This is a genomic window from Bifidobacterium pseudolongum subsp. globosum (assembly GCF_004155535.1).
Classification (GTDB): Bacteria; Actinomycetota; Actinomycetes; order Actinomycetales; family Bifidobacteriaceae; genus Bifidobacterium; species Bifidobacterium pseudolongum_C.
In genome coordinates this window covers 1-3,578 of sequence record NZ_RYUH01000018.1, presented here as the reverse complement: position 1 = coordinate 3,578, position 3,578 = coordinate 1, and the positions used below count along the sequence as shown (strand labels likewise).

At 45.4% G+C, this 3,578-nt stretch carries 2 protein-coding genes; one reads left to right on the top strand and one right to left on the bottom strand.

What is annotated here, in order from left to right; translation table 11 throughout:
* Positions 1-1,764: Ig-like domain-containing protein (locus PG2093B_RS08855; protein WP_207215016.1), on the bottom strand; the 1,764-nt coding region annotated here is incomplete at its 3' end.
* A gap of 698 nt (positions 1,765-2,462) precedes the next feature.
* Here PG2093B_RS08855 and PG2093B_RS08850 point away from each other — a divergent pair.
* The coding region (locus PG2093B_RS08850; RefSeq protein WP_129898183.1) for a leucine-rich repeat domain-containing protein at positions 2,463-3,578 on the top strand (1,116 nt) is incomplete at its 3' end.

Genomic DNA, 3,578 nt, shown 5'->3' with positions numbered 1-3,578 from the left:
TGCAATGACAGGCGTCTTCACTGTGACCTTCACAGATGCGCTCTTGCCGCCGGCCTTCGCCGTGACCGTCACCGTACCGGCCTTGAGCGCCTTGACCTGCCCGCTGGCGTCCACCGTCGCGACTGCCGGATCACTGCTCGACCAGACGACCTTGCGGTCGGTCGCGTCCGCCGGACTGACGCTCGCCGTGAACCGCGTGGAACCACCCACCTGCAACGAGGACGCGCCACCCGAAACCGACACCGACGACACCGGCACCACCACGGAAACGGTTGTCGAATAGCTCTTGCCTTGGGACGAGAGCGTCACCGTGGCACGTCCTGACTTCAATGCCTTGAGCGCGCCACCGGATTCCACGGAGAGCACGGATGGATCCGATGATGTCCACGTACCGCGCAGTTCGTAACGGCCATCCATATACTTAAGCTTGGCCATGGCCTTATGGGAAGCACCAACATTCATCGATGCCGGCACATCAAGCGTCACGCCTTGATTCAGACGATCCTCACTGATATTCACCTCAAAGTCGAATGTGCCATACAGATTCGTCGGCGCCCCATCCTGCGGTTCTTTCGATGTCGTTTCACCAGCAAAAGCAGTGCCGTAGCGGTATGCACTCCCTGACGCAAATCCATAGCATCGTCTTCCAGGATGAATTAATTGAAGGTAATGGCCAGTGGGGCCATGATCTTTCCCCTGAATTTGCTTAATATAATCCGCTTTCTCTCCAGCCCATCCAACATTGATTGCATCAGCTATGTCTTGATATCCCCAACCAAGTATTTCACCGGTGCTTTCTTGATTGTCTTTTCTAGCGGTAAAAGCATGAGTTCCATTAGGTCGAGAATGATCAAGTGAAGCGTCATATGCCTCAATCACGCGTTGCAAAGCGATATATTCTAGATGTTGAGACCATTGAGGATTGAGGTAATCCGCCTCAGAAATCTCTTGATTTTGCAGGAATTCTCGAATTGTAATATATCCATCGTAAAGATATATCTTTACGTTTCCATCCATCAAAGCGTCTCTACGCCATTTTTTTATCAAATCGAGAGTTTTTCGCGATATCCCCCTTTGATCAATTGCTTCGCTGGTGTGTACGGTGTACCCCGAACCCAAACGTGTGTGAGTAACTGACGATAGACTGCTTTGACTTATCTTAATACCAAAGTTTTCAGATATCAAATCTGCAATATCTTGAGTTTCGGCTGTGGCGGACGCTATTTTCCCGTCCTTGTCAAGAAGGGCGATATAGGGCAAGGAGACAGAGCCTTGTGGCGCACGCACCCAAAATGGTGAATACGGATTAAACAACAACCTGGAAAACCAGTTGTTATATTCGTAATCATCGGTTGATGCGAATATGACATTTTTTGTACTAGACTGACCGTACTTCTGCGAGAAATTAGAACGATCCCCTTCGACGTCTAAAGCAAAGAATTGCACATCTTTATAAGCACTATTTTTAGATAAGGTCAAAGCTTGTTTATACGCTTCACTGCCACACGATATACCGCCACCAATCACTACACGGTAATATCCGGAGTAATCCCTGTTTAGCCAAGTTTCCGATCCGTCCAAACCCGCGATCCGCAATTCAGTCGCATACATATCTGTGCTATTTGCGGCCTCAACAGGATGTTGCATTGTTGATTGCTGAAGTACAGCCGCATGCGGGAAGGTAGGTTCATTCGCAACTGCAATGGTAGGCGTCATTGCCAATGTCAGCAAAAAGCTGACGGCCATGCATATCTTCCTCTTCATGATTCCCCTCCTTAGTGGAAGCGAGCAGTCATACTGACGAGAGCAAAATCATCTCGACATCTATTTTCTCCAATAGAAAGCTTTGCGTTCCATCGGATGTAAGAAGTGCGTACCTTGGCGCCAAAATCGTCCTCCGTGTCACATTCAAGTTGGCAAAACAGGGCAGCGCTCCGCACGGAGAGTAAATCGCAATGCATGCATCGGATTCGGGTTGCCGTAACGGTCAAAACGCAAAAGTCCCTCATCCCTCTCTATAGAGAGACTGACGAGTTGCCTTGCGTATAGAATCACCAATTCTGTTCGTTGTCGAGATGATTAGTGAAAGAGGCTGGTTCCAACATGCCGTTTGGGTGCCTCCGTGGAACGCTTGTTCAGGTGATCTGCAGACATGTTTCATTTTGCGATCAGCGAGGCGTATAGACGGCTAGCTAAGGTGCCATGTCGCGCAATGACTCTGAACCCGTGTATCTAATCGGCTCGACGCGTAAGAAGAAGATGGGTCAAAGGAGGCGTGCCTACGTTGCTATATAGGCAAGATGCAACATTGGACACCTCCAATCACTCCTGACCTGTTGCACGATTCTTACTTCACGCAAGTCGATATCGACTTGGCGCGCGTTTCCATTTTCTGCGGGCGAAGAATGGAACTGTGCATGTGCGCATATATAACGATTCCCCCTGAAGGAAGGAGAGCCACCATGAACAGGTGGACAAAGGGTGTCGCCGTTGCGTTCGCGCTGACGATGCCGTTCGGCTCATTGCCGGTGACCGCTTCCGCTGCCCCAAGCGACATTGTCATCAACGAAGCAAACTTCCCTAATCCAACTATTCGCAATTTAGTATCTGACCATGATTTAAATCGCGACGGCATATTAGACGATGACGAAAATGAGAAAATAACTGGAATATATGAGTTATATTCAAATATAGACAACTTAAAAGGAATTGAGTATTTAAAGAATTTGAGAGAACTGTCCATACATTCAGACTCTTTGTTTTCTGTGAACCTAAGCGGCAATCCTTTACTGGAAGGAATCTGGATTGGAGCGCCGCTGAATTCTATTGACTTATCAAATCAAAGCAATCTCAAAGTACTTGAATTGCATGACAACAATATAAAGAACTTAGATGTTAGCCATAATATTGATCTAGAATATCTTTGGTTGTGGAATACTAAATTCTCTAGCATTAATCTTTCTAAAAATGTCAAATTAAGAGAACTCCATATGTCAGATAACTCTTTGTCTAACATCATATTTCCCGACAAATCCCCTATTTCACTTATTTACTTAGATAATAACAATATAGAAAATCTTGATTTAACAAAATTTCCAATGCTTGTAGATCTTGATTTACGAAATAACCATATTAAAAAGCTTGTTTTCTCAAATAATACAGATTTGAAATCAGTGAGTATATCTAAAAATGAACTTAATACTGCAGACTTCTCTTCAAATAAAAAATTAACTTATTTAGATATAGGTGATAATCCCTTAATTTCTGTCAACAATCTTCCTTTTGGTGTTTGCGTATCGGTACCAGATAGCACTGGTTGCATCGATAATTGGTATATATATGGCTCTACCTATAATGGTTCTTATCAAAACGGAGCATTTGACCTGTCTGCAATCGATTCCAATTTCGATTCAGAAAAGGTGAGCTCTCTTGATGGAGCTACTTTACAGGGAAGTCATTTGATTTTGCCTCGAGACCAAGAAGAAGTCGATGTCACTTATTTCTACGATGCCGGTTCAACCAGTGCGCTCGAGGCAAGATTACATTTAACAAATGCTACCTATACGCCGGTGGTGCCG